The 25549-nt window shown below is 67.8% G+C and carries 19 protein-coding genes and 4 pseudogenes; 18 read left to right on the forward strand and 5 right to left on the reverse strand.

What is annotated here, in order from left to right; genetic code table 11:
* Positions 1 to 312 precede the first annotated feature (312 nt).
* Together ACFJI0_RS22835 and ACFJI0_RS22840 are read right to left on the reverse strand one after the other, a co-directional pair.
* Complete coding sequence (locus tag ACFJI0_RS22835) at positions 313 to 984, reverse strand: tripartite tricarboxylate transporter substrate-binding protein (protein ID WP_382325798.1); 672 nt, start codon at positions 982 to 984, stop codon at positions 313 to 315.
* Positions 869 to 2320 carry a 4-oxalomesaconate tautomerase gene (locus tag ACFJI0_RS22840; RefSeq protein ID WP_382322434.1) on the reverse strand — a complete coding sequence of 484 codons (1452 nt, stop codon included), beginning with the start codon at positions 2318 to 2320 and terminating at the stop codon, positions 869 to 871. The genes ACFJI0_RS22835 and ACFJI0_RS22840 overlap by 116 nt, the downstream gene beginning before the upstream one ends.
* A gap of 207 nt (positions 2321 to 2527) precedes the next feature.
* Between ACFJI0_RS22840 and ACFJI0_RS22845 the strand changes: the two genes are divergently transcribed.
* From ACFJI0_RS22845 to pcaB, 4 genes and pseudogenes are all read left to right on the forward strand, one after another.
* Positions 2528 to 3388, forward strand: a complete 861-nt coding sequence (locus tag ACFJI0_RS22845) for a MaoC family dehydratase N-terminal domain-containing protein (RefSeq protein ID WP_382322435.1) — start codon at positions 2528 to 2530, stop codon at positions 3386 to 3388.
* A gap of 30 nt (positions 3389 to 3418) precedes the next feature.
* Positions 3419 to 4618 (forward strand): CaiB/BaiF CoA transferase family protein, encoded by a 1200-nt coding sequence (locus tag ACFJI0_RS22850; RefSeq protein WP_382322436.1) that lies wholly within the window; start codon positions 3419 to 3421, stop codon positions 4616 to 4618.
* Positions 4619 to 4633: 15 nt separating this feature from the next.
* On the forward strand, positions 4634 to 5464 hold the full coding sequence (locus ACFJI0_RS22855; RefSeq protein ID WP_382322437.1) for an HpcH/HpaI aldolase/citrate lyase family protein: 831 nt from the start codon (positions 4634 to 4636) through the stop codon (positions 5462 to 5464).
* A 44-nt stretch (positions 5465 to 5508) separates the two neighbouring features.
* A pseudogene (gene pcaB, locus ACFJI0_RS22860) lies at positions 5509 to 6854 on the forward strand (3-carboxy-cis,cis-muconate cycloisomerase).
* On the opposite strand, the gene ACFJI0_RS22865 reads toward pcaB, so the two are convergent.
* Entirely contained in the window at positions 6820 to 7770 is a 951-nt protein-coding gene (locus tag ACFJI0_RS22865) for a LysR family transcriptional regulator (RefSeq protein ID WP_382322438.1), read from the reverse strand. The pseudogene pcaB and the gene ACFJI0_RS22865 sit on opposite strands and share 35 nt — an antisense overlap.
* Before the next feature lie 134 nt (positions 7771 to 7904).
* Between ACFJI0_RS22865 and ACFJI0_RS22870 the strand changes: the two genes are divergently transcribed.
* Positions 7905 to 8882, forward strand: coding sequence for a Bug family tripartite tricarboxylate transporter substrate binding protein (locus ACFJI0_RS22870; protein WP_382322439.1), 978 nt, complete (start codon positions 7905 to 7907; stop codon positions 8880 to 8882).
* A 345-nt stretch (positions 8883 to 9227) separates the two neighbouring features.
* On the opposite strand, the gene ACFJI0_RS22875 is transcribed toward ACFJI0_RS22870, so the two are convergent.
* A complete protein-coding gene (locus ACFJI0_RS22875) occupies positions 9228 to 11117 on the reverse strand; it encodes a hypothetical protein (protein WP_382322440.1) in 1890 nt (629 codons plus the stop codon).
* A 288-nt stretch (positions 11118 to 11405) separates the two neighbouring features.
* Here ACFJI0_RS22875 and ACFJI0_RS22880 point away from each other — a divergent pair, with 288 nt between their 5' ends.
* The 3 genes from ACFJI0_RS22880 to ACFJI0_RS22890 are packed head-to-tail and all read left to right on the forward strand — an operon-like array spanning position 11406 to position 14129.
* Positions 11406 to 12632, forward strand: a complete 1227-nt coding sequence (locus ACFJI0_RS22880) for an FAD-dependent oxidoreductase (protein WP_382322441.1) — start codon at positions 11406 to 11408, stop codon at positions 12630 to 12632.
* A 48-nt stretch (positions 12633 to 12680) separates the two neighbouring features.
* The gene (locus ACFJI0_RS22885; RefSeq protein WP_382322442.1) at positions 12681 to 13421 is read left to right on the forward strand and encodes an SDR family oxidoreductase; all 741 of its coding nucleotides are present in this window, start codon (positions 12681 to 12683) and stop codon (positions 13419 to 13421) included.
* A gap of 48 nt (positions 13422 to 13469) precedes the next feature.
* Positions 13470 to 14129 carry a hypothetical protein gene (locus ACFJI0_RS22890; protein ID WP_382322443.1) on the forward strand — a complete coding sequence of 220 codons (660 nt, stop codon included), beginning with the start codon at positions 13470 to 13472 and terminating at the stop codon, positions 14127 to 14129.
* A gap of 73 nt (positions 14130 to 14202) precedes the next feature.
* On the opposite strand, the gene ACFJI0_RS22895 is transcribed toward ACFJI0_RS22890, so the two are convergent.
* On the reverse strand, positions 14203 to 14946 hold the full coding sequence (locus ACFJI0_RS22895; RefSeq protein WP_382322444.1) for a TetR/AcrR family transcriptional regulator: 744 nt from the start codon (positions 14944 to 14946) through the stop codon (positions 14203 to 14205).
* Positions 14947 to 15224: 278 nt separating this feature from the next.
* On the opposite strand from ACFJI0_RS22895, the gene ACFJI0_RS22900 reads away from it, so the two are divergent.
* From ACFJI0_RS22900 to ACFJI0_RS22945, 10 genes and pseudogenes are all read left to right on the forward strand, one after another.
* Positions 15225 to 16802, forward strand: a complete 1578-nt coding sequence (locus ACFJI0_RS22900) for an ABC transporter substrate-binding protein (protein ID WP_382322445.1) — start codon at positions 15225 to 15227, stop codon at positions 16800 to 16802.
* Positions 16803 to 16823: 21 nt separating this feature from the next.
* A pseudogene (locus ACFJI0_RS22905) lies at positions 16824 to 16988 on the forward strand (ABC transporter permease); the annotation flags it as partial.
* Between the two features lie 154 nt (positions 16989 to 17142).
* A complete protein-coding gene (locus ACFJI0_RS22910; RefSeq protein WP_382322446.1) occupies positions 17143 to 17766 on the forward strand; it encodes an ABC transporter permease in 624 nt (207 codons plus the stop codon).
* A gap of 13 nt (positions 17767 to 17779) precedes the next feature.
* Positions 17780 to 18731 (forward strand): annotated as a pseudogene (locus tag ACFJI0_RS22915) (ABC transporter permease).
* Positions 18732 to 18733: 2 nt separating this feature from the next.
* Positions 18734 to 20372, forward strand: a pseudogene (locus ACFJI0_RS22920) (ABC transporter ATP-binding protein).
* Positions 20369 to 21880, forward strand: a complete 1512-nt coding sequence (locus ACFJI0_RS22925; protein WP_382322447.1) for a M81 family metallopeptidase — start codon at positions 20369 to 20371, stop codon at positions 21878 to 21880. Before ACFJI0_RS22920 ends, ACFJI0_RS22925 begins: the two are co-directional and overlap by 4 nt.
* A gap of 26 nt (positions 21881 to 21906) precedes the next feature.
* Complete coding sequence (locus ACFJI0_RS22930) at positions 21907 to 23199, forward strand: aspartate aminotransferase family protein (RefSeq protein ID WP_382322448.1); 1293 nt, start codon at positions 21907 to 21909, stop codon at positions 23197 to 23199.
* On the forward strand, positions 23196 to 24242 hold the full coding sequence (locus ACFJI0_RS22935) for a phosphotriesterase (protein WP_382322449.1): 1047 nt from the start codon (positions 23196 to 23198) through the stop codon (positions 24240 to 24242). Before ACFJI0_RS22930 ends, ACFJI0_RS22935 begins: the two co-directional genes overlap by 4 nt.
* A gap of 187 nt (positions 24243 to 24429) precedes the next feature.
* A complete protein-coding gene (locus tag ACFJI0_RS22940) occupies positions 24430 to 25236 on the forward strand; it encodes a porin (RefSeq protein ID WP_382322450.1) in 807 nt (268 codons plus the stop codon).
* The gene (locus ACFJI0_RS22945) at positions 25164 to 25547 is read left to right on the forward strand and encodes a porin (RefSeq protein ID WP_382322451.1); all 384 of its coding nucleotides are present in this window, start codon (positions 25164 to 25166) and stop codon (positions 25545 to 25547) included. Before ACFJI0_RS22940 ends, ACFJI0_RS22945 begins: the two co-directional genes overlap by 73 nt.
* Positions 25548 to 25549 lie beyond the last annotated feature (2 nt).

The following is a 25549-nucleotide window of genomic DNA, read 5'->3' on the forward strand; positions in this document are numbered from 1 at the left end:
GTAAGAACCCTATCCTGCTGCTTTTGGCAGCAGGAGATTTCAGGAGTAATAGACGTGGCGACACTGACTGTGATATGACGCTGGGCACTGCGCCAGCAGAGGTCCATCCACGAGCTCTCCCCGGTCGTACCGAGTCAGCCACAACTGAATCAGGTTGGTCAACAGGGTGTGCTTCCTCGCCGCATCGCGCCGGCCGATGGCGCCACTGCGCGACCTTCTATTTCACCCTCGCCTCGCAGTGATTTGGGATGATCGACAATACAGATCTTTCTGACGGTGGAACCAGCGAGTGATGTACCCCGTCGGAAGACGCTAACCTTCTGCGATCACATCCGTCAGGCCCAACGCACCCTGGGCCACAAGCGTTCTCCACCGACTGAGGTCGTTGTCGACCTTGATGCGCAGCGCGTCGGGCGTGCCAGGCTCCACCCTGGCGCCGTGGTTCTCGAATTGAGCGACCACGGCCGCGTCGGCCAAAGCGTCGTTCAGTGCCTGGTTCAACTTGGCGAGCGTCGCAGAAGGCGTGTGTGCCGGCGCGAACAGGCCATACCACTGCGTGACGTCCACGCCGTCGATCCCGCCTTCTGCCAGCGTGGGCAACGCGGGCAGGCTGGGCAACCGACTCGTGCCGGCCACCCCCATGGCCCGCAGTTGGCCGCTGTGAACGAACGGATGGGCGGTGAACAGGCTGGGGAACATGACCTGCGTGCGTCCGCTCACCACGTCGGCAATGGCCGGCGCCGCGCCGTCGAACTTCACACTGGCGATGTCCGCGCCGCTGCCCAACAGGAACAGCGCCGCCGCAAAATGGGGCGGCGTGCCGTCGCCGGCCGAGGCGTAGACCAGGCTGCCGGGCTTCGCCTTCAGTTCAGACACCAGCTCCTGAACGCCGGGCGCGGAGACGCTCGGGTGGACCACCATCAAGGTCGGCGATGAGCCCACCAGGCCGATCGGCTCGAAGTCCCCGACCGGGTCGTAGCCCAGTTTCTGCAGCGCGGGGTTCATGGCGTGCGTGCCCACATAGCCCAACATCAGCGTGCTGGCGATCGGGCTCCGCGCGGGCCACGAACTCGCTGGCAATGGCCCCGTTCGCGCCCGCCCGGTTGTCCACCAGCACCTCCTGCCCCAGCAGCCGCCCCATCTTGCCGGCAATGATGCGGGCCATGGTGTCGTTCCCGCCGCCGGCGGCGGTCGGGACGATGATGGTGATCGGTTTGCGTGCCGGGGCCGCCGCCTCCTCGGGACGCGGGAACACGTAGTCCGGCAGGTGCATTTCCCCTTGCATGATCTTGCGCGCCGTGCGAACCAGTGCGGCGCCCTTGACCTCGGCCGCGTCTCCCTGGCCGACGAGCTCCACCTCGACATCGATCTGGCCCGCCGGGTGCAGCACCACCAGCTTGTGGCGACCCGCTTCGCGCGCGATGCCGCTGGCGACCGTGCCGGGCAGAGCAAAGGCGCTGCGCACCCCGATGGCGCCCGTGACGGCGTGCGACGCGTGGCAGCGGTGCGGCGTGAAGTACCGCGAGGTGACGCTGTGGGGGGCATCGCCTTCGCTGACCAGCACCGGCTTCGGTATGACGCTGTTGGAGACGTCCCCCAGCCCCATCATCCGTCCCGCCTGCAGGCGCAGGGACTCGATGCGCGCCAGGAGCGCAGTGTTGGCGTCGAGGGCCACCGGCTTTTCCCGTCCCGTGACGCCCAGATCGGCCGCGCGCACGATCATCAGCGGCATGGCGGCGTCAATGCAGGTAACGGCCGTGCCGTCGATGTGGTCGATGCGCTGGCCCGTCGGAAAAACCTGGCCCGTCACCGCGCCCCACGCGTCCAGGAAGTCCAGCAGGATGGGAGCGGCCGTGCCGGCAACGCCGTCGATGCGAGCGTCGCCCTCGTACGTGACGCGACCGTTCGGCGTGCGCACCGTCACATCGATGCGAGAACGGGTGTTGACATTGAACACGCGCACCCGGGTCACGCCGTCCTGCGCCTTCACCAGGCCCTGCTCGATGCCGAACGGCGCCACACCCGACAGCATGTTGCCGCAGTTAGGCCGGGTGTCGACGGAACGGTGGCCCACGCCGACCTGCGCGAACAGGTAGTCGAGGTCGCAGTCGGGCTGGGTGGAGCGCGAAACGATGGCCACCTTGCTGTTCAAGGTGCTGCCGCCACCGACGCCGTCCAGCTGCAACGGGTCCGAAGCCCCGATCGCCCCGATCAGGGCCTGGTCGCGGGCCTCGTCACCGTCGGGCAACCACTCACGCAGAAAGAAGGGGCCGCGCGAGGTGCCGGCGCGCATGAGGACACAGGGAATGACTTTGTTCATGGGCCGCATTCTCAAGAGCCGCTTTGATTCTGTGAATTGCATAGTTGAGAAGCATTGATCCATGGTTTGCAATAAACAGGCAAGCCGTTCATTGATGCACCAAAGGCATCACTTGTTCTCAACATTGCAATTTACTTCGCCACCGGATGCGCCGAAACTGCCTGCTCGGCACCCGCCATTCCAGCCCTGAGAGCGAAGGACATCCTCATGACCCAGACCACCGACGACCTGCGCGCATGGATCGGTCGCAGCGAGACGGTGCACGACACCGTGAACCCAACGCCCGTGGCCGCCCTGACCGCCACGCTCGACCACCCTGCGGCCGACACCGCGCCCGGCACGCTGCTGCCACCGCTCTGGCACTGGCTGTACTTCCTGCCCCTGCATCGGCAATCCGACATCGGCGCCGACGGCCACGCCCGGCGCGGCGGCTTTCTGCCTCCGGTGCCGTTGCCGCGCCGCATGTGGGCCGGCAGCCAGTTCGAATTCCGCTCCCCGATCCGCGTGGGCGACCAGGTGGCCCGCACGTCCACCATCGACGACGTGAGCCGCAAGGAAGGCCGCACGGGCCCGCTGGTGTTCGTGAAGGTGCGTCACGAGATGCGGTGCAACGGTGCGGCTGAACCGGCCCTGGTGGAGTTCCACGACATCGTCTACCGCGACGCCCAGCAACCCGGCGATGTGGCGCCGCCCCCGCTGGCCGCCCCGGAACAGGCGACCTGGCGTCGCCAGGTCGTGCCGGACGACGTGCTGCTGTTCCGCTACTCGGCGCTCACCTTCAACGGCCACCGCATCCACTACGACCGGCAGTACGTGACCCAGGTCGAAGGCTACCCGGGCCTCATCGTGCACGGCCCGCTGATCGCCACGCTGCTGCTGGACCTGTTGCGCCGGGAGATGCCCACGGCCGACGTGGCCAGCTTCCGCTTCAAGGCGGTGCGCCCCACCTTCGACCTGCACGCCTTTCAGGTGCAAGGGGAGCCGTCCGCCGACGGCAAGACCGTGCGCCTGTGGGCGAGCGACCACGAAGGCTGGCTCACGATGGATGCCACCGCCGTGCTGCGCTGATTCTTTTCTCCACGATCACCCGAGACCCTCATGCAGCCACTCGCAGGCATCACCGTCGTCACCCTGGAACACGCCATCGCCGCGCCCTTCGCCACGCGCCAGCTGGCCGACCTGGGTGCGCGCGTCATCAAGATCGAGCGCCCCGGCACGGGCGATTTCGCGCGCGGCTACGACCAGCGGGTGCGCGGCCTGGCATCGCACTTCGTCTGGACCAACCGCTCCAAGGAAAGCCTCACGCTCGACGTCAAACACCCGGAGGCCGCCCGCGTCCTGGAACGGCTGGTGCTGGAGAAGGCCGACGTGGTGGTGCAGAACCTCGCGCCCGGCGCGGCGGCCCGGCTCGGCCTGGGCCACGAGGCGCTGTCGGCCATCAAGCCCGGGCTGATCGTCTGCGACATCTCGGGCTACGGCGACGACCGGGAGAACCCGGGGCCGTACCGCGACAAGAAGGCTTACGACCTGCTGATCCAGAGCGAAGCCGGGTTCGTGTCGGTGACCGGCACCGCCGACGAACCCTGCAAGGCCGGCCCGTCGATCGCGGACATCGCCGCAGGCATGTACGCCTACAGCAACATCCTCGCGGCCCTGATGCAGCGCAGCCAGACCGGCCGCGGCCAGCGCATCGACATCTCCATGCTGGAATCGCTGACCGAATGGACCAGCTACCCGCTGTATTACGCGTTCGAAGGCGCCGCGCCACCACCGCGCACCGGCGCCAGCCACGCCACGATCTATCCGTACGGCCCTTTCCCGGTCGGACCGGCGGAGCACGGCGCCCACGTGATGCTGGGCCTGCAGAACGAGCGCGAATGGCTCAGCTTCTGTGAGAAGGTGCTGCTCCAGCCGGCCTTGCGCACCGACCCGCGCTTCACCGCCAACTTCAAGCGCGTCGCCGAACGCACCGCCCTGCGCCAGATCATCGTGGACACCTTCCGGCCGCTGACGGTGGCCGAGGTGGAGGCGCGGCTGGAGGTGGCGCAGATCGCCAACGCCCGCGTGAACACCATGGCCGACGTCTGGGCACACCCGCAACTCCAGGCCCGCCAGCGCTGGACCGAGGTGGGTTCACCCCAGGGGCCGCTGCCGGCCCTGCTGCCACCGGGCACCTGGAACGAAGGCCCGCGCATGGACCCGGTGCCAGCGCTCGGCGAGCACACCGATGCCATCCTGGCCGAGCTCGGCTACGGCGCGGACGGCATTGCCGCGCTGCGCGCGGCCCAGGCCATCTGAGCTGAGGGCGCGACCATGTCGGCGTCCCTCACCCCCGCACGCACCTACCTCTTCGTGCCCGGCTCGCGGCCCGATCGCTTCGACAAAGCCCTCGCCAGCGGCGCCGATGCGGTGGTGCTGGATCTTGAAGACGCCGTGGCGCCCGAGCACAAGGCCGCCGCGCGTGCCCACGTGGCCGGCTGGTTGCACAGCGCCGCACCGGCCGACCGGGCCCGCTGCGTGGTGCGCATCAACGATTCGACATCGGACGGGTTTGCGGACGACCTGGCCGCCCTGCCCGGCACCGGCGTGGCGCAGATCATGCTCCCCAAGGCCGAGCAGGCACAGCAGGTCGGCTTCGTCGTGGCGGCTGTGCCGGGTGTTCAGGTGCTGGCCCTCATCGAAAGCGCCAGGGGCGTGGCCCAGGTGGACGAGGTGGCGGGTGCCGTCGGCGTGGCCCGGCTGGTGTTCGGCACCCTGGATTTCGCCCTCGACCTGGACCTGGACATCCGCCACGACGCCATCGGCCTGAGTCACGCGGCGGCGCGCATCGCGCTGGCATCGCGCTTGGCCGACCTCCCCGCGCCCGTGGCTGGCGTTACCCCGCAACTGGACGACGAGGCACGGCTCATGGCCGACCTGGCCTGGGCCCGTTGCCACGGCTTCGGCGCCAAGCTGTGCATTCACCCCAACCAGGTCCTGCCGATCCACCGCGCGCTGCAGCCCGACGCGGCCGAGCTGGCCTGGGCCCGGCGCGTGCTGGCGGCCGATGCGGCGTCGCCCGGCGCGGCCCGGCTCGACGGCCGCATGGTCGATGCGCCTGTGGTGCGCCAGGCGCGCCGCACGCTGCGGGCCGCAGGGCACTGACCCCGGCTTTCATCCCCACCGATCACCCCAGAGAAAGACACACCATGGCATCCACCATCATCGATTCGCGCATCTTCGGCGACATGTTCAGCGACGCGCGCATGCGCGAGGTCTGGTCCGACGAGAACCGCACGGCCAAGTACCTCGACATCGAGCGCGCGCTGGCCAAGGTCCAGGGACAACTCGGCATCATTCCGCAGGAAGCGGCCGACGAGATCGTGAAGAACTGCGAGCTGTCGCAGATCGACTGGGTCAAGCTCAAGGCCAAGACCGAACAGATCGGCTACCCGATCATCGCGGTCGTCAACCAGATCAACGCCAACTGCCGCGACAAGCTGGGCGAGTACTGCCACTGGGGCGCCACCACCCAGGACATCACCGACACCGCCGCCGTCCTTCAGATGCGCGAAGGCCTCGCGCTGGTGGAGCAGGACCTGGACGAGATCGGCGACGCGCTGGCCGCGCTGGCCCGCAAGTACCGGGACACACCCGTGATCGGCCGCTCCAACCTGCAGCAGGCCACGCCCATCACCTTCGGCTACAAGATGCCAGCATCCTGGCCGGCATCGACCGGCACCGCGAGCGGCTGCAGCAACTCAAACCGCGCGTGCTGATGGGCGAATTCGGTGGCGCCTCGGGCACCTTGTCGTCGCTGGAGAAGGGCGCGATGGAAACGCAGGCGGAGTTGATGAAGGAGCTGGGCCTCGCCCAGCCGCTGATCTCCTGGCACACGGTGCGCGACACCATCGCCGAGGTCGGCGCCTTCCTGGGGCTCGTCGGTGGCTCGCTCGGCAAGATCGCGATGGACGTCAAGCTCATGATGCAGACCGAAGTGGCCGAGGTGTTCGAGCCTTATGCGCCGGGGCGCGGCTCTTCCTCCACCATGCCGCAGAAGCGCAACCCGATTTCCTGCCTCTACATCCATGCCAACATCTCGGTTGCACGGCAGCACGCCGCCGCCCTGATGGACGCGATGGTCGCCGACCACGAGCGCTCCACCGGCCCTTGGGAGATCGAGTGGGTGTCGCTGCCCGAGATCTTCTGCCTGATGTCCGGCGCGCTGAAACAGACCAAGTTCGTGCTCAAGGGCCTCGAAGTGGACGCCACCCGCATGCGCGCCAACATCGACATCACCCACGGTCTGGTGATGTCGGAGGCGGTGATGATGGGCCTGGGGCCCTACATCGGCCGCGAATACGCGCACGACCTGGTCTACGACCTGTGCCGCCAGGCCTTGAAGGAAAACCAGCCTCTGATCGAGATCCTGGCCGTGCACCCGGAGATCACCGCCCACGTGACCCGGGCCCAGCTCGAAGCCATGTGCGAACCGGCCAACCACCTGGGCCAAGCCGGCGTCATGGTCGATCGCGTGCTCGCGGCGCGGCGCTGAGGCCCTCGGCGGCCTTGCCGCGTTTCGCCTTCATCTCCGCGAAGAATTCATACAGCTGCAGCGCCGCCGGCGAAAGCGAGCGGCCCTTGCGCCGGATCAGCCCGACTTTGCGGGTGACGATCGGATCCACCAGCGGCACGCTCACCAGCAGCGGGTGGCCGGGGGCGGGCATGGCCATCGACGGCACCGCCGCCACGCCCAGGCCCGCTTCGACCAGGCCCAGCATGGTCGTCACATGCTGGGCTTCGTAGATGTTCTGCGGCAGGCCGGGCTGGCCGGACAACGCCTGGTCGATCAACAGGCGGTTGCCCGAGGCCTTGCTCACCGAGATGTAGTCGTACTTCGCCAGTTCGGCCCAGGACACGCGGCGCTTCTTGGCAATGGCGTGATCGCGGCGGCAGGCCGCCACGAAGCGCTCCTCCAGCAGCGGCTTGAACTCGATGTCGGGTTCCTGGCTGCCCATGAAGTTGAGCCCGAAATCCGCCTCGCCGCGCGACACGGCGGACAGCACCTCGTTCGCGCTGGCGTCGAAGATCTTCACCCGGATCTTGGGGTACTGTTCGCGGTAGCGCGAGATCACGTGCGAGATGAAGTAGTACACCGTGGACGGCACGCAGGCGATCGTGACCTCGCCCATGCGGGTGCTGCCCACCCCGCGAATGCCCAGCAAGGTGTTGTCCAGCTCGTCCAGCAACTGCTGCACTTTTCGGTCGAAGTCGCGGCCGACGGCTGTGAGTTCGACCTTGCGCGTGGTGCGCTCCAGCAGCTTGACCCCCAGGGCCTCTTCCAGCTTCTCGATGCGCCGGCTGAACGCGGGCTGCGACACGTGCAGCGCGTTGGCGGCCTTGCGAAAGCTGCTGAGTTCGGCCACGGCGCGGAACGCCTGCAGGTCGTTAAGGTTGAAGTTGATGGCCATGGCAGCTTGGAGGGTGTTCTGGTTGATCCAAATTGTGCATCAATGCTTCACAAACATGCAATTTACTTGGCATAGGACAACAGCGACGATACGTTCCGAGATTCAAAGCCACCCCCACCCATCGGAGAAGACAAATGCAGATTCAGAAAAGACGCGTGCTCAGCACCGTGGCCCTTGCGATCACCGCCACCTGGGCGTGTGGCAGCGCGCTGGCGGCGTACCCCGAAAGGACCATCAGCATCGTGGTGCCGACGTCGGCGGGCGGCGCCAACGACGCCATGGCCCGGACCATCGGCCAGGCCCTGTCGCTGCTGCTCAAGCAGTCCTTCATCGTGGACAACAAGGCCGGCGGCAATGGCGCGATCGCCAGCGAGTTCGTGGCACGCGCCGCACCCGATGGCTACACGCTGATGCTGGGCTACATCGCCACCCATGCGATGAACCCCGCGCTGCAGAAGCTGCGCTACGACCCCGTCAAGGACTTCGAACCGGTGGGCATGGTGGGCTACTCCGCCACGCTCATGGTGCGCAACACCCAGGTGCCCGCCAACAACGCGAAGGAGCTGGTGACCTTTATGAAGGCCAACCCGGACAAGATCAACTACGCGTCGGCGGGCAACGGCACGGCACCGCACTTCGCGGCCGAGATGTTCAAGCTGTCCACCGGCACCGCGATGACGCACGTACCTTACAAGGGCTCCGCACCGGCCGTGACCGACACCATCGCGGGCCAGACGCAAGTGATGTTCCCCAGCCTGTTCACGGCGATGCCGAACGTGAAGAACGGCAAGCTCAAGGCCCTGGGACTGGCCGGCTCCAAGCGGTCACCGCTGATGCCCGACGTGCCCACGCTCAAGGAGCAGGGCATCAACAACGTGGACGTGTCGCAGTGGTACGCCATCTTCGCGCCCGCCAAGACACCCAAGCCGGTGCTGGAGCAGTTGAACAAGGCGCTGAACCAGGTGCTCGCCGACCCCAGCGTCGTCAAACGCCTTGAAGAGCATGGGGCTGAAGTCGACGCGATGGGCCTGGACGAGATGCGTGGCTTCCTACAGGCCGAGCAGGTGAAGTGGAAGCAGGTGGTGCAGGCCGCGAAACTGAAGGCCGACTGAAGTTCCACCCGACGCAGCTGCTCTCACGCATTTTTTCACGTGATTGTGTTGTCTTCCATTGAAAACTGACCCAGTGGAGATGCGGACGAAAACTTTGACTTGCGGCATAAACCAGTCCACGTATTTGTCCGCACCCCTCGGGGGGGGGTGATGCGGACGTTTACTTGGACTGGTTTGACACCGGAAGTCCAGTCTCAGGAACTTTGGCACCGAAGTAGGCCAGTCGCACCAACTTCGACCCGAACCGAGCCAGCCCTATGGCACGAGGTCTCGTAAGTTCTTGATTGTTGGAATGCGCCAGAGCAATTACCGTGGCGCCCTACGTGACGAATCAACGGCCCGCCGTCATGGGCCCGCTTTGTCTGCTGAACCCCAGGAAAGCACGCACAGCCTGACGGAGATCCTCTCCTCAAACCAAGGCATTGCGCCACCGGGCTGGTGGATCGAAAGACCCAGGACCTTGTCTTCCAGGCGGCTCTCGGCATTGAAAAAATGCGCGGCCGCTTCGGTCGAGACCAGCGCGGGTGACAACAGGAAACCGGTCTGGCCCGCCTCGCGCAGATACCGGAAATCGGTGCTCCCCATCGGGGTGGCGATCGTCATGCGAAGAACGGGGGGACCGGTCAACACGCCCAGGATCCGTCCGAACCAGGTGGTTTCCACGTCCATCTCGGCCCAAACCGCTTGATCCGGGCCCACGGAGGGAATCAGCAGGGGCAGATCGAACTCCGTTTCAGACGTGCGGCACCGCTCGGACTGCGCCAGCGGCGAAGCACGGCGCGTCAACAGCAGGGCGTTCGGCGTCTGCCGGTCAACTTGGTACTGCCGTCGGTAGGCTCCCAGGGTGAGCGGATCTTCCTGGGCTGCGTAGCGGCCATCGATGGGCACGACGCTGAAAACCACCGACCGCGGAGCCTGCGGGCTGGCGAGGAAATCCGCGTTGCGCGCCGACATGTAGCGGCTGGTGGCAAAGTAGGACTGAAATGCGGGCCGCGAGGCGATCGGCAACCCCGACGCGTAAGCCAGACTGAACTCGAAGGGGAAGACATCGATGGGGCCTTCAACGCCCACAAATGGCAGGGCTGAGCGTGCCTCCATGAGCGCCGTCTCGTGGTGACGGCGCCTGTCGGCATCCGAGGCGGCCCGGTATCCTGGGTCCAGCACATAGCGGATGCGATTCTCCACAGCGTGGACGTATCCTGTGATGTAGCCCCCCTGCGGGAGCACGGATGCCGAGATGTGGATGACCAGCAAAGCCGCTGCCATCGCCACCGCGGCAATCACACGCCGGTGGTGGCGGGTCGGGACGTCGACGCTTGGGCTCCCAAGTTGCACGGCGCACAGCAAGGCCAGCGCGAGAAACGAAGCTCCGGGGTTCGCGCCATGCCGAACAAAACCCATCTTGTAGGCCACCAGCAGATACCCCAGCGTGAGGAGGCTGAGCACGGTGCTGGCAGGCTGGGTCATGCGCAGCGTCGCAGCGAGAAGGACTGCGGCGCCAACGATGTAGGCGCCATGCAGCGCGAGCGGCGCGGGCAGTCCCATGTCCGCGTTGTAGGCCAGCGAGACATCGACATAGCCGCGCAGAAAGGCGAACACGCCTGAGACATCCTGGCCAGACAACCAGAACAGCAGGACGAAGGACAAGACAAAACACACGGGGACAATGGGCCGGTAGTCCCGCACGGTGAAGCGGTAGATGCTCGCCAGGACAAGGGCGGGCAAGGTAAAGAACAGGGCGTTCGCCTTGACCAGGCATGCAAACGCGGCGGCGAACGCGAGCAGAACCGAAAGCGCGAGTTGCGCGGCATTGCCCTGCTGTCTGCGGCATTCATGGTGGCACAGCAGCAAGGCCGGCAGGAGCAGGTACACATCCCGCCAGATGCCCATCAGCAGGGTGAGGCCCCCCCAGGCCAGCAAAGCCCCTGCGCTCCTGATTTGCAGTACCAGGAAACAACCGATGCCCACCATCAGCAGGAAGGCGGCCTTGTAGAGCAGCCTTTGCTGATGGGATTGTTCGAAGTAAATGACCGACTCGATGAAAGACAACGGCCCGTAGTTGAATAGGATCTGACTGCCGTGCTGAAGTTTATTTTCATGGGCGTACCCCAGCATCACGTGCCAAGACAAATCGAGCCCGCGCATTGATGGTGCGAAATCCCCGTACAGCAAATACCCGAGCATGAACAGCGTTCCGGCAAGCGGCACCGCGAAAGAGAGAAGTCGGGTTTTCATGGATGGATGGACGTCGAGCGAGAACTGTTTTTTTTATCGGCGAACCCTGCGGCCGTTGTCCATTCCAGCCCGTGGCATGGACAACTCCCATGCTAGCATCGCCGCCATGCGTCCACCTCGCCTCTCCATCACCATGCGATGCATTGGTGGTGCCATCGGCCTGGCATTGGACTGCACCATCCACCGCGAAAGCGTTGCACCCCAGGCGGCCTGATGGAGTTGCATGGCTGGGGTCGCTATCCGAGGCAAGAAGCCCATGTGGCCGAGCCGCTGTCGAGACAGCAGTGCATGCGCACCGTGCCAGGCGCCTTGCCACTGATTGCTCGCGGGCGGGGGCGAAGCTATGGCGACAGTGCGCTGGGCCCCCAGGTTCTTTCAACCCGCTATCTGGATCGGTTTCATGACTTTGATCCGGAGACGGGTGTGCTTTCCTGCGATGCAGGTGTTTCGCTGGATGACATTCTGCGAACCTTCGTGCCACGCGGCTGGTTCCTGCCCGTCATGCCCGGCACACGCTTCATCACCGTCGGCGGTGCCATTGCCAGTGACGTCCACGGAAAGAACCACCACCGTGACGGCACCTTCAGCGCCCATGTTGCGTCGATTCGGATTCTTTTGGGCAACGGGGAGTGCGTGGGTGCGTCCCCATCCGACAAGGCCGAGCTTTTCCACGCCACCTGTGGCGGGATGGGCCTGACCGGCGTCATCGTGTCCGCCGTGTTGCGGCTCAAAGCCATCACCGCCAGCGACATCCTGGAGACCAGGATCAAGACACCCAGCCTGGACGCGGTGCTCGAAGCCTTTGACGCGCACGCCGCAAGCGCCTATTCGGTCGCCTGGATCGACTGCATGGCGCGTGGCACCCACCTGGGCCGCTCCATTCTCGTCATGGGGGAGCAATGCACCGAAGGCCCGCTGGTCGCACAACAGGTCAAGGCCCTTGGAATACCTGCCGAAATGCCCTCGGGTTTGCTCAATCGAGCGGTGGCCAAGATGTTCAATGCCGCCTATTACGGCCGGGCACGCGCCAATGCACAAAAGTCGCGCAAGCCGTTCGAGTCATTTATTGCCCCGCTGGATGCCATTGCCGGGTGGAGCAGCTTGTATGGCCGCCCTGGATTTCTGCAATACCAGTTTGTATTGCCCAAGGCATCCGGTGCGGACGGATTGCGGGAAATACTCCAACACATCGGCCAATCCAGACTCGGTGCTTTCCTCGCTGTTCTGAAATTGTTTGGCGACGCCAATGCCAACCCGTTGAGTTTCCCCCTGAAAGGGTATTCGTTGGCGGTGGATTTCAAAGCGGAAGCCGCGACATTTGAACTGCTCGACGTGCTGGACAGCATCGTTGCCGCGCACGGCGGGCGGCTGTATCTGCGCAAGGATGCTCGGATGAGCGAAGCCATGTTCAAGGCGGGCTACCCACGGTGGCAGGAGTTCGAGGACGTGCGTGCCCGCTGGCATGCCCACGGCAAATTCATGTCGACCCAATCCCGCCGACTGGGTTTGGCATAAGCGCTGCACGCAGGCACGCCCTTCAGATTCATCTGGACCCAACAAATCATGACGAGAATTTTGATCATCGGTGCGACTTCAGCCATCGCGAAAGCGACGGCGCGTCGCTGGGCGCGCGAGGGGCATGAGCTCTATCTGGTCGGGCGCGACAGGGATCATCTGCACGAGATCGCGGGTGATCTGAAAGTTCGCGGCGCTCAGTCGGTCCAGTGCGCGGCGCTGGACGTGAACGACTTCGCACAGCATGCCGCTGTGATCGACGCCGCCGCAGGCGCCCTCGGGGGGCTCGACGTGGCCCTGATTGCCCACGGCACATTGGGCGATCAAAAAGCCTGTGAGCAGGATTTCCAGGCCGCGCTCCAGGAACTGAACACCAACGCCATCAGCGTGATCTCGTTGCTCACCCATCTGGCGAACCGATTTGAAGTGCAAAAGCAGGGCGCCATCGTTGTTCTCGGTTCGGTGGCCGGCGATCGCGGCAGGCAATCCAACTACGTGTACGGCACCGCGAAAAGTGCCGTGGCGACGTTCCTGCAAGGCCTGCGCAACCGATTGCACAAGTCGGGCGTCCAGGTCTTGACGATCAAGCCGGGGTTCGTGGACACACCGATGACGGCGGCATTCGACAAGAAGGGGCCGCTTTGGAGTTCTCCCGATGCCATCGCCCAAGAGATTCTTCGCGGCATCGCCAAGCGACGCGATGTCGTTTACGCGCCCTGGTTCTGGTGGGGCGTGATGGCCATCATCCGGTCCATTCCCGAGCGCCTCTTCAAGAGGTTGTCGCTCTAACCCTTGCCGACCGGCGGCGAGGTCGGCGCTTGTGTCAAAGTCGCGGTCATGACTTCCCGCACGAGCAGCGCCGCCGATTTCCTTCTGGCGCCTGAGGTTCAACAGATCCTCAAAACCGTTTTCGCCAACCCCACCCAACCGCACTCGAGGTCCGCGCTCGCCAAGGCGACGCGGCTGACGCCCGACGATGTCGAGCGCACGCAGCAGCACCTGCTGCAGAGCGGCATTCTGATCCAGCACCCCGCCGAAGCCGATGGCGAGGCCGGGCCGGTGAGCGCGAACACCGGCTTCGTCTTCTACGCCGAGCTGCGCCGCATCGCGCTCAAGTCCTTCGCCGCGGCGGAGCCGCTGCGCGCCATGCTGCGCACCAAGTTCAAGGACTCGGTGCTGCAGGCCGTGCTGCTGGGCGAGGACGCCGAGGGCACGCTGAACCTGCTCATCGTGCACGGCGAACGCCTGCCCGATGCCGCCGCCATGGCCGCGGCCTGCCAGAAGCTGCGGGGCACGCTGGGGCGCCACCTTCAGGTGCACGTGCTGAGCCACGCCTCCTTCGAGGCCCATGCGGCGCGAACCCAGTTGGCGCGGCGCCTGGCCTCGGGCGAAGCGATGCAGATCCTCGCCCCGGGCGAGACCAAAGCCCAGGCGCCCAGCGGGCGCGGTGGTCTCTTGCAGGCCGCCAAGGCGCGCTTGACGGCGTTCAGGCTCTGACAGGGCTCAGCCCTTCAACAGCGCGCGCGATGGCACGCCAAAGCAGACTCTTTGGCGCCCGGCGGCGGCCGCCTCAGCTCGCCTGGGGCGCCTCGCCGCGAAGAAAGACCTCGAGGCCCCCGAGGAAAATCTCGACATGGGCGTCGAAGCTGCTGTTGAGCGGCACGTCGGTGCCGTTCTGCCAGCGCAGGATGAAAGCGCGGTTCGCCAGCAAGGGCAGGTAGCGCACCAGCGTGGGATTGGCCAGCGGGTCGATGGAGCGCACCCGGCCTTCCAGCGCGGTGGCCCAGCCCTCGGGATCGTCGGTGGGCAGGGGCGCCAGTTCCATCGTCATGAAACCCATCATCGCGGAGATGACGCAGTTGTAGGCCTCGCGCAGGTTGGCCTCGGTGGCGCCCGCTTCCAGCAGGGCCTGGATGACGCCTTCGATCAGGTCGGTGCTCAAGGCGCCGTTTGACGCCAGCTGCGCACCGATCAACTGCGCCACGTTGGGGTGCTTGCGCACGGACTTGCGGTAGCGGTTGAACAGCTTGCGCATCCAGGCGCGCCAGTCGCCTTCGCCGCGTGGCGGCACCACACCGGCCATCACCAGGTTCGACACCTCGGCCAGCAGCGCGTCCTTCGACGCCAGGTGCCAGTAGATGGTGCTGGGGTACACGTCCAGCGACCGCGCCACGTCCCGCATGCTGAACGCATGGATGCCCACCCGGTCGATCTGGGCAAGCGCCACCTCGACGATGAGCTCGCGCGTGATGGTGCTGTTGGTGGGCCTTCCCGCCGTCTTGCGGGCGGGCTTGGAGGAAGCTGAGGGGGGCATGGCGTCGGGACGGCGTTGAGGATGCCGGGCCGATGGTACACGCTCCACCCGCGTGCCACGCACCCTTCCCGGGCGCCCCAACGGCCCGTTTGGTGCGTTGCGCGCACCGTTGTCGGGCAAGGGCTCCAGCCTGCCGCCTAGGGTTATCCCTCTCCTGTCGCCATGCTCCATCCGACAAAATCTAATTATCCAGTGAACAATAAAGTAATTGTCATGCGTGGCATATTGCTTGCTTGAAGCTGAACGTCCCCACTCAACGTGTCCACCAAGGAATGCCCATGCCCTTCACGCGCCGCTTCATGTTCGCCTCCACCCTGGGGGCTGCCCTCGTCCTCGCGGCGTCGTCCGCCCTGGCGCAGGGCAGCACGTTCCGCCTGGTGCCTTCGTCCGATCTGAAGGTGCTGGACCCGGTCTGGACCACGGCCGTGGTCACCCGCAACCACAGCTACATGATTTACGACACGCTCTTCGGCACCGACGCCAAAGGGCGCATCCAGCCGCAGATGGTCGAGTCCCACAGCGTGAGCAGCGATGGCAAGAGCTGGACGTTCAAGCTGCGCGCCGGCCTGGCCTTCCACGACGGCCAGCCGGTGACGGCCGAGGATGTGCTCGCCTCGCTGGCGCGCTGGGCCAAGCGCGACCCCATGGGCCAGCGCATGTACGCGGTGCTGGACAAGGCCGAGGCGGTGTCGGCCGGCAGCTTCCGCCTGGTGTTCACCGAACCGTATGGCGTGGTGCTCGAGTCCCTGGGCAAGCCCTCGTCCCTGGTGCCCTTCATCATGCCCAAACGCATCGCCGACACGCCGGCCGACAAGCAGATCGCCGAGCACATCGGCTCGGGCCCGTACGTCTTCAAGGCCGACGAGTTCCGCCCGGGCGAGCGCGCCGTTTACCTGAAGAACGACAAGTACGTGCCGCGCACCGAAGCCCCCTCGGGCACCACCGGTGGCAAGACGGTGAAGGTCGATCGCGTGGAGTGGGTGGTGCTCAAGGACGCGCAGACACAGGTCAATGCCCTGGTCAACGGCGAGGTCGACATGCTCGAGTCCGTGCCCTTCGAGCACTACAACGCCCTGAAGGCCAACAACCGCATCACCACCGCGGCCGCGGCCGGCGGGCAGTACCTGCTGCGCTTCAACCACCTGGTGCCACCGTTCAACGACGTGCGGGTGCGCCAGGCCGCCATGCTGTCCATGAACCAGGACGCGCTGCTGCGCACGCAGGTCGGCATTCCCGAGCTGTACAAGACCTGCATGTCGGTCTACCCCTGCGGCTCGCCGTTGGCTTCGACCAAGAGCCTGGGCTTCACCGACAAGCCGCAGTTCGCCAAGGCGCGTGAACTGCTGAAGGCCGCGGGCTACAAGGGCCAGCCGGTGGTGCTGCTGCACGCCACCGACAACAGCCTGCTGGCCAAGCTGCCGCCGGTGGTGGCGCAGCTGCTGCGCCAGGGCGGCTTCACCGTCGACATGAAATCGATGGACTGGGGCTCGGTGGTGGCGCGCCGCGCCAAGAAGGAGCCGGCGAGCCAGGGCGGCTGGGACGCCTTCGTGACCTACTGGGGCACCGAGGACGCGTTGAACCCGATCAACTACGCCCCGCTGTCGGCCAACGGCGAAGCCGGCTGGTTCGGCTGGGCCAGCGACGAGCGCCTGGAGCAGCTCCGCTCCGCCTACGCGCGCGCCACCACCGAAGCGCAGCGCAAGCAGCTGGCCGACGACATCCAGGTGCGCGCCTACGAGATCGGCGCCTTCGCCCCCATGGGCGAGCTGCTGCGCCCGGTGGCCTTCCGCAAAGGCGTGGTCAGCGGCGTGCTCGTCGGAGCGACCAACGTCTACTGGAACATCAGCAAGCCCTGACGCACCGCCGGTCCCCACGCCATGTACACCTTCATCGCCCGCCGGCTGCTTTCGACGCTGCCGGTCCTGATCTTCGTCGCGGTCTTCGTGTTCCTGATCCTGCGTTTGACGCCCGGCGACCCCGCGGCGCTCATCGTGGGCGACATGGGCACCGAGGCCGACCTCGCCCGCGTGCGCCAGAGCCTGGGGCTGGACGGTTCGCTCCCCTCGCAGTTCCTGATCTGGATCGGGGAGCTGCTGCGCGGCGACCTGGGCGAGTCCTACTACTTCAAGACCAGCGCTGCGCACGCTGATCGCGCAGCGCCTGGAGCCCACGCTCTCGCTGGCCGCGCTCACCATCGTGCTGGCCGTGCTGATCGCCGTGCCGCTGGGCGTGCTCGCGGCGGCGCGCCATGGCGGCTGGCTCGACCGCATGCTCATGGGTTTCTCGGTGCTGGGCTTCTCGGTGCCGGTGTTCGTCATCGGCTACGCGCTGATCTGGCTGTTCGCCCTCAAGCTGGGCTGGCTGCCGGTGCAGGGTTATGCGCGCCTCTCTTCGGGCGTGGGCCCCTGGCTCGCGAACCTGGTGCTGCCCGCCATCACGCTCTCGCTGGTCTACACCGCGCTGATCGCGCGGGTCACGCGCGCGGCGGTGTCGGAGGCCTTGACCGAAGACCACATCCGCACCGCGCGGGCCAAGGGCCTGGCCGAGCGCGCCGTCCTCATGCGGCACGCGCTGGCCAACGCCGCCGTGCCCATCGTCACGGTGATCGGCATCGGCATCGCGCTGCTGATCGGTGGCGTGGTGGTCACCGAGACCGTGTTCGCCATCCCCGGCCTGGGCCAGCTCACCGTGGACGCGGTGCTCTCGCGCGACTTCCCGGTCATCCAGGGCGTGATCCTGCTGTTCTCGGTGGTCTACGTGCTCATCAACCTGCTGATCGACCTGAGCTACGTGCTGCTGGATCCGCGCATCCGCTACTGACCGACCTGCCCGAATGACGACCATGACCTCCGATCCCCGCGACCTGCCCTCCGTGGCCCCCGAAGAAGCCACGCCGGCTCGCCAACGGCCCTCCACCTGGCGCCTGGTGCGCGCCAACGGCGCCGTGCGCGTCGGCGCCTGCGCGCTGGCCCTGCTGACCTTCGTGGCCCTGGCCGCGCCCTGGCTGGGCACGGTGGACCCCTCCGCCATCGACCCGGCCAGCATCAACATCGCGCCCGGCACGCGCGCGCCCTTCACCGACCTGGCCGGCGACGCCAGGGACCACCTCTTCCTGCTCGGGGCCGACGGCTTCGGGCGCGACACCTGGAGCCGCATCGCCTACGGCGCGCGCGTCTCGCTGCTGGTGGGCGTGGCGGTGGCCGTGCTCGCCATGCTGGGCGGCGGCCTGATCGGCCTGGTGGCCGGCTACTTCCGCCGCCTCGACGGCGTGCTGATGCGCCTCATGGACGGCTTCATGGCCATCCCCCAACATCCTGCTGGCCATCGCGCTGGTCTCGATGTGGCGCGCCAGCCTGCTGACCATCGTGGTGGCGATCGCCATTCCCGAGATCCCGCGCGTGGCGCGGCTGCTGCGCTCCATCGTGCTCTCGGTGCGCGAGGAACCGTACGTGGAAGCCGCCGCCGCGCTGAACACACCGACCTGGAAGATCCTCTGGCGCCACATCCTGCCCAACGCCGTGGCCCCGCTGATCGTGCACGCCACCTACGTCTGCGGTTCGGCCATGCTGGTCGAGGCCATCCTCTCCTTCCTCGGCATCGGCCTCTCGCCCGAGATCCCGACCTGGGGAAACATCATGTCCGAGGGCCGCGTCAACTTCAACGAACACCCCGAGAACGTGCTGTTCCCGGGCGCCTTCCTGGCGCTGACGGTGCTGGCCGTGAACATCCTCGGGGACGGCCTGCGCGACACGCTGGACCCCAAATTGCGCCGCCGCGGAGCCTGACCATGACCCTTTCCCACGCCGCCATCGAGCCCGTGCTGACGGTCCACGACCTCACGGTGCAGCTGCCCCCCAACGCCGACCGGCTCCATGCGGTCGAGCGCATCAGCTTCGAGGTCTTCGCCGGCCAGACCACCTGCCTGCTGGGTGAATCGGGCTCGGGCAAATCCGTCATCGCGCAGACCGTGATGCGCCTGCTGCCGCCCGCCGTGTCGCCCGTGCGCGGCAGCGTGCGCCTGCTCGGCGAAGACGTGCTGGCGATGCCGTCGGAGCGCCTGCGCCGCGTGCGTGGCGAGCGCATGGCCATGATCTTCCAGGAGCCCATGACCGCGCTCAACCCGGTCATGACCTGCGGCCAGCAGCTCGACGAGATGCTGGCCGTGCACACCGATCTCTCGCCCGCCGAGCGGCGCGAGCGCATCCTCGAGGTGTTCGGCCGCACGCGCCTGCCCTCGCCCCCGCGCATCTTCGGCGCCTACCCGCACCAGCTCTCGGGCGGCCAGCGCCAGCGCGTGATGATCGCCATGGCGCTGATCCTCAAGCCCGCGCTGCTGATCTGCGACGAGCCCACCACCGCGCTGGACGTGACCACGCAGGCCGAGATCCTCAAGCTCATCCGGGAACTGCAGCGCGAGAACGGCACCGCCGTGCTCTTCATCACGCACGACTTCGGCGTGGTGGCCGAGATCGCCGACCACGTGGTGGTGATGCGACTGGGCGAGATGGTCGAACAGGGCCCCAAGCTCGCGGTGCTGCAGGCGCCGCGCGAGCCCTACACCCGCATGCTGCTCTCGGCCGTGCCCGGTCTCGAGCCGGTGCGGCGCGCGCCCGTGGCCGAGGCCGCGCCCCTGATCGAGGCGCGTGGCCTGGCCAAAGACCAACAGCACGCGGCGCCTCTTCGGCGGCCGCAAGGACGTGCACGCCGCGCGCGACGTGTCGCTGCGCGTGCGCCCCGGCGAGACGGTGGGCATCGTGGGCGAATCGGGTTCGGGCAAGTCCACCGTGGCGCGCTGCATCGCGCGCCTGATCGACCCCAGCGCGGGCGAGGTGCTGTCGCACGGCGAGGCCGTCGAGAAAGCCAGCGGGCGCCGGCTCAAGGCGTTCCGCGAGCAGGTGCAGGTGGTGTTCCAGGACCCCTACCGCTCGCTCAACCCGCGCCAGACCGTGGGCGAGTCCATCATCGAAGGCGCGGTCAACGCCGGCCAGCGCCACGAACAGGCCTGGGCCCGCGCCGAGGAGCTGATGCGCCTGGTGCGCCTGCGCCCGGACGCGCTGCACCGCTACCCGCACGAGTTCTCGGGCGGCCAGCGCCAGCGCATCTGCATCGCGCGCGCGCTGGCCTGCAACCCGCAGGTGCTGATCGCCGACGAAGCGGTCTCGGCGCTGGACGTCTCGGTGCAGGCGCAGATCCTCGAGCTGCTCGACGACATCCAGCAACGCCTGCGCATCGGTCTGCTGTTCATCACCCACGACCTGCGCGTGGCCAACCAGATCTGCGACCGCATCATCGTGATGCACCAGGGCGCCATCGTCGAGGAAGGGCCGGCGCACCAGGTGTTCGCCGACCCGGCCCACGCCTACACCCGCGCCCTGCTGGACTCGGTGCCCGGCCGCGGCTTCGCCTTCCACGGAGCCACGGCATGAGCGCGCTCCGCACCACGGCCCCCCAAGTGGTGGTGGCCCGGCTCAGCCACGAGAGCCACGCCTTCAGCCGGCTGCGCACCACGCTGGCCGAGTTCGGCCGCGAGGAGCTGCTGTTCGGCGACGAGCTCGTCGAGCGCATGCGCGGCACGCGCACCGAGCTGGGCGGCATCATCGACGCCGCGCAGGCGCAGGGCTGGCAGCTCGTGCCCACGGTCAGCGCCTGCGCCTCCACCGCCGGGCCCGTCACCCGCGCGGCCTACGACGCGCTCACCGAGCCCATGCTGCGCGCGCTGGCCGAGCACCCTCACGTGGCCGCCGTGGTGCTGTCGCTGCACGGCGCGATGTTCGTCGAAGGCCTGCCCGACCCCGAGGGCGATCTGCTGTGCCGCATCCGCCAGCAGGTCGGCCCGCGCGTGGTGGTCGCGGCCACGCTGGACCTGCACGCCAACGTCACCGACGCCATGGTGCGCTACGCCGACATCCTCACCAGCTACCGCACCACGCCGCACGTGGACCAGTACGAGGCCGGCCAGCGGGCCTGCGCGCTGGTGGGGCGCGCCCTGGCCGGCGAGATCCGCCCGCGCGTGCACCTCGCGCGGCGCGACATGATCGCCGGCATGGACCTGGGCCGCACGCTGCGCGAGGGCCCCATGACGCGCCTGCACGCCCGCGCGCGGGCCTGGGAGCAGCGCGAGGCGGCCGTGCTCGATGTGAGCCTGAATGCGGGCTACTACATGGGCGACGTCTACGAAGCCGGCCCCTCGGTGCTGGTGGTCGGCGACGGCGACGCCGCGCTGTGCCAGCGCGTGGCGGACGAGCTGATCGACGATGCCTACCGCTGGCGCGACCAGAAGACCGTGCACCTGCAAAGCGTCGACGAGGCGCTGGCGCGCTGCCGCGAGCCGGCCCAGGGCCGCGGCCCGCTGATCCTGGCCGACTACACCGACGGCCCGGGCGGCGGCGGCTACGGCGACGCCACCGCCCTGCTCCAGGCCCTGCTGGCCGCCAACCTGCCGGGCACGCTGGTGGGGCTGCTCCACGACCCCGAGAGCGCCCGCCAGGCGATCGAAGCCGGCGTGGGCCAGGCGCTGGACCTGCGCATCGGCGGCAAGACCGACCCGGCCTTCGGCGGCGGGCCCGTGGCCGTGCGCGCCCAGGTGCTCGCGGTGTCCGACGGCCGCTTCGTGCGCACCGGCCCCTTCAAGACCGGCACACCGGCCTCCATCGGCGCCAGCGCCCTGCTGCAATGCGGCGAGGTGCAGGTCATCGTCGCCAGCAACCGCGTGCAGGCCGAGGAGCGCGGCCAGTACCGCGTGCTCGGCGTGGACGTCGAGCGGCTCAACGTGCTCGCCCTCAAGGGCATCAACCATTTCCGCGCCGACCTCGAACCCATCGCGCGCGGCATCGTGTTTGTGGAATCGGGCGGCATCCACGCCACCGACCTGCGCACCCTGCCTTACCGCAACGTGCGGCGCCCCCTCTGGCCGCTGGACGACACCGCCGGCTGATTTCCCCTGCCTTCTCTGACCATCACATGAACCTCGACACCGAACTGAGCCAGCTGCGCGACGCCTACGTGGCGCGCCACCCCCAGAGCCAAAGCCGCTACCAGGCGGCCACCGCCGTCATGCCCGGCGGCAACACCCGCTCGGTGCTCTACTACGAGCCCTTTCCGCTGGCCATGGCCCGCGGCGAAGGCGCCCGCCTCTGGGACGCGGACGGCCATCCATACCTCGACTTCCTGGGCGAGTTCACGGCCGGCCTGTACGGCCACAGCCACCCGGTGATCCGCGAAGCCATCCAGGCGGCGCTGGACGGCGGCATCAACCTCACCGGCCACAACCTGCTCGAAGCGCGGCTGGCGCAACTGGTGACCAGCCGCTTCCCCTCGGTGCAGCGCCTGCGCTTCACCAACTCCGGCACCGAGGCCAACCTGCTGGCCATCGCGGCGGCCAAACACTTCACCGGGCGGCAGAAGATCCTCGTGTTCAAGGGCGGCTACCACGGCGGCGTGCTCACCTTCGCCGCCGGCCACTCGCCGATCAACGTGCCGCACGACTTCGTGCTGGGCACCTACAACGACCAGGCCGGCACCGCCGCGCTGGTGGCCGAGCACGCGAAAGACCTGGCCGCCATCCTGGTCGAGCCCATGCAGGGCGCCGGGGGCTGCATCGTCGGGCGCCCCGAGTTCCTGGCCGACCTGCGCCGCCTCGCCACCGAGACCGGCGCGCTGCTGGTGTTCGACGAGGTGATGACCTCGCGCCTGACGCCGGGCGGGCGCCAGGCCGCCCTGGGCATCGCGCCCGACATGACCACGCTGGGCAAGTACATCGGCGGCGGCATGTCCTTCGGCGCCTTCGGTGGCCGCCAGGACGTGATGGCGCTGTTCGACCCGCGCGTGCCGGGCCACCTGGGCCACGCCGGCACCTTCAACAACAACGTGATGACCATGTCGGCCGGCATCGCGGGCCTGAGCCAGGTCTACACGCCCGAGGTGGCGGTGGCCTTCAACGCGCGCGGCGACGCGCTGCGCGAGCGCCTGAACGCGACCGCCCGGGCGCGCGGCACCCGCCTGCAGTTCACCGGCCTGGGCACGCTCATGAACCTGCACGCCACGCCGGGCGAGATCCGCCACTGCGACGACATCCCCGCCGCCGAACAGATCGTCAAGGACCTGTTCTTCTTCCACATGCTGGCCCACGGCTTCTACGTCGCGCGGCGCGGCTTCATCGTGCTGTCGCTGCCGCTGACCGACGAGGACCTGGACCGCTTCCACGGCGCCTTCGAAGCCTTCGTGGACCGCTACGGCCAGGGCCTTCAGCCATGAGCGCCGCCGAGCCGCGCCAAGGCCGCGTGCAGACCGTGCTCGGCCTGGTGGACCCCGCCGAGCTGGGGCCCACGCTCATGCACGAGCACGTCTTCATCGACCTCACGCCGCCCCCGCTGCGACTGAACCCGCCGCCCGAGCAGGAAGCCGACATCGAGCTCTGCAACTGCTGGGGCATCGCCTACGGCCAGAAGCTCTTCATGCGCAACTACCGGCTGGACGAGACCGACGTGGCCGTGGCCGAGTTGCGCGACATGAAGGCCGCGGGCGGCGCCTCGCTGGTGGACCTCACGGTGGGCGGCCTCAACCCCCAGCCCGATCGGCTGGTGGAGGTGGCGCGGGCCACCGGCGTGCACATCGTCATGGGCTGCGGCCACTACGTGAACGACTACCAGCACCCGGCCAACCACACGCGAACGGCCGACGACTTCGCGCGCGAGATGGTGGAGCAGCTCACCGTGGGCGCCTGGGGCACCCAGGTGCGCGCCGGCATCATCGGCGAGATCGGTTGCCAGGCCCCGTGGACGGACCTGGAGCAGCGCGTCATGCACGGCGCGCTCACCGCGATGCAGGCCACCGGGGCCGCGCTCAACGTGCACCCCGGGCGCGACGCCGACCAGCCGATGGAGGTGGTGGACTTCATCCGCGCGCGCGGCCTGCCGGTGGACCGCGTGGTCATCAGCCACATCGACCGCACCATCTTCGACGACGAGCGGCTGCTGCGCCTGGCCGACACCGGCTGCGTGATCGAGTTCGACCTGTTCGGCTGGGAGCAGACCGCCTACCCGGCGGCCGACATCGACATGCCCAACGACGGCGCGCGGCTGCGCATGGTCAAGCTGCTGGTCGACCGGGGCCACCGCGATCAGGTGCTGATCAGCCACGACATCTGCACCCGCACGCGGCTGGGCCGCTACGGCGGCCACGGCTACCAGCACATCTTCGCCAACATCGCGCCGCGCATGCTGCGCCGCGGATTCACCCAGGCCGACGTGGACACCATCCTGGTGAAGACCCCGCGCCGCCTGCTGACGTTGATCTGAGCCAAGCGCACCCGCAAGCCATTTCCTTTCCCCCCGACAGAGCGCTGCGCGCGCGCCCCAGGGCGCACGTGCCGGGGCTTCTGTTGCCCGAAAACGGCCGCAAGGCCCACCCAAGGCCCGGAGCACCCGCTCCGGAATCGCAACCGGCGCCACGCAGGCGCCACCACTGGCAAATGGAGCAAGCACTGTGAAACATTCGAAACTCGTTGGTCTGGCCTGCCTCGGCATGGTCGCGCTGAGCCCGCTCAGCGCCTTCGCGCAAACGGCCCCCGCGCCCACGTCCAGCGTCAGCCTCTATGGGGTGCTGGACATCGGCCTGAGCCGGGTGAGCAACGTCGGCGGCAGCGGCATCACGCGCGTGGACGACGGCGTGTCCCAGGGCAGCCGCGTCGGCTTTCGCGGGCGCGAAGACCTCGGTGGGGGTCTGGCCGCGATCTTCAACCTGGAGATGGGCGTGGCGACCGACAACGGCACGCTGCGCCAGGGCGGCCTGGCGTTCGGCCGCGCGGCCTTCGTCGGCCTGTCCGACCAGAAGCTGGGCCAGTTCACGGTGGGCCGCCAGTTCGACCAGATGGTGGGCGCCCTGCTGCGTTACCACCCGGGCTTCAACACCGGCATCTACGGCATGACGCCGGGCGACGCCGACCGCGTGGCCGGCGCCTGGCTGGACAACCAGATCACCTACGTGAGCCCCGACCTCGCCGGCTTCAAGGTCGCGGTGCAGCGCGCGCTCTCCGAAGGCGGCACCAGCGCGACCAACGCGGGCAACGCCTGGAGCGCCAGCGCGACCTACGGCAACGGCCCGTTCAACCTGGGCGTCGCGCACCACCAGCATCCAGGGCCACACCGTGCGCCCGGGCAGCAGCTACGGCGTGTCGCAGTTCCTCGGCACCCCGCTGCGCCACCGCGGCCACCGCCTTCGTGCTGCCCGAGTACCAGGCCACCGGCATCGGCGCCTCCTACGCCTTCGGGCCGGCCACCGTGGCGGCCCTGACCACGCGCTCGACGTTCGAGCTGGCGAACGGCGCCTCGGACGCGATGAAGACGGTCGGCCTCTCGCTGTCGTACAAGCTCGGCGAGCTGATCCTGTCCTCGGGCGTGCAGCGCGCCAAGCTGGAGTCTTCCGCCTGGACCACCGTGACGCTGGGCGCCGACTACTACCTCTCCAAGCGCACCGACGTGTACGTGACCTACAACGCGCGCAAGGCCTCGGGCCCGAACACGCGCGCGGTGCTGGTGACCAACGGCCCGTCGTCCGACGACAGCCAGAACGCGCTGCGCGTGGGCATCCGCCACCGCTTCTGATC

It is taken from the genome of Hydrogenophaga sp. UC242_53 (genome assembly GCF_042696965.1).
Lineage (GTDB): Bacteria > Pseudomonadota > Gammaproteobacteria > Burkholderiales > Burkholderiaceae_C > Hydrogenophaga.